The sequence below is a fragment of the Alkalibacterium psychrotolerans genome (assembly GCF_054784355.1).
The window spans coordinates 1-1,443 of sequence record NZ_BAAGPH010000003.1; the positions used below are offsets into that span (position 1 = coordinate 1).

At 51.7% G+C, this 1,443-nt stretch carries 1 rRNA gene; it reads right to left on the reverse strand.

Going from position 1 to position 1,443, the window contains the following annotated elements:
* A 23S ribosomal RNA gene (locus tag ACYVLS_RS00720) occupies nt 1-1,443 on the reverse strand; the annotation flags it as partial.

The window sequence follows — 1,443 nt, forward strand, 5'->3', positions numbered from 1 at the left end:
TGGTCAGCACCCCTTCTCCCGAAGTTACGGGGTCATTTTGCCGAGTTCCTTAACGAGAGTTCTCTCGATCACCTTAGGATTCTCTCCTCGACTACCTGTGTCGGTTTGCGGTACGGGCAGCCTACTTCTCACTAGAAGCTTTTCTTGGCAGTGTGACATCGGATACTTCGGTACTTAATTTCCCTCCCCATCACAACTTGTCCTTAAGAGAATAAACATTTGACTCATTCTCAGACTTGTTGCTTGGACACGCTATTCCAGCAGCGTGCACATCTTAGCCTCCTGCGTCCCTCCATTGCTCAAACAAAGCAGACTGGTACAGGAATATCAACCTGTTGTCCATCGCCTACGCCTTTCGGCCTCAGCTTAGGTCCCGACTAACCCTGGGCGGACGAGCCTTCCCCAGGAAACCTTAGTCATTCGGTGGACGGGATTCTCACCCGTCTTTCGCTACTCATACCGGCATTCTCACTTCTAAGCGCTCCACAAGTCCTCACGATCTTGCTTCAACGCCCTTAGAACGCTCTCCTACCATAGAACCATTGGTTCTATCCGTGGCTTCGGTATCTTGTTTAGCCCCGGTACATTTTCGGCGCAGGGCCACTCGACTAGTGAGCTATTACGCACTCTTTAAATGATGGCTGCTTCTAAGCCAACATCCTAGTTGTCTAAGCAGCCCCACATCCTTTTCCACTTAACAAGAATTTGGGGACCTTAGCCGACGGTCTGGGCTGTTTCCCTTTCCACTACGGATCTTATCACTCGCAGTGTGACTCCCGGATCTACATACTGTGGCATTCGGAGTTTATCAGGATTCGGTAACCCGATAAGGGCCCCTAGTCCAAACAGTCGCTCTACCTCCACGATGCACTATCCGAGGCTAGCCCTAAAGCTATTTCGGAGAGAACCAGCTATCTCCAAGTTCGATTGGAATTTCTCCGCTACCCACACCTCATCCCAGCACTTTTCAACGTACTTGGGTTCGGGCCTCCAGTGCATTTCACTGCACCTTCACCCTGGACATGGGTAGGTCACTTGGTTTCGGGTCGACGACGGCATACTCTACGCCCTATTCAGACTCGCTTTCGCTGCGGCTCCACCTCTTCGGTTTAACCTTGCATGACATCGTCACTCGCCGGTCCATTCTACAAAAGGTACGCCATCACCCGTTAACGGGCTCTGACTACTTGTAAGCACACGGTTTCAGGTGCTGTTTCACTCCCCTTCCGGGGTTCTTTTCACCTTTCCCTCACGGTACTGGTTCACTATCGGTCACTAGGGAGTATTTAGGCTTGGGAGATGGTCCTCCCGGATTCCGACGGAATTTCTCGTGTTCCGCCGTACTCAGGATCCCGGCTAGGCAAGGTTGAATGTCGCATACGGGGCTTTCACCCTGTCTCGCGTAACTTTCCAGCTACTTCTGCTATTCTCGCTTGTCCATGT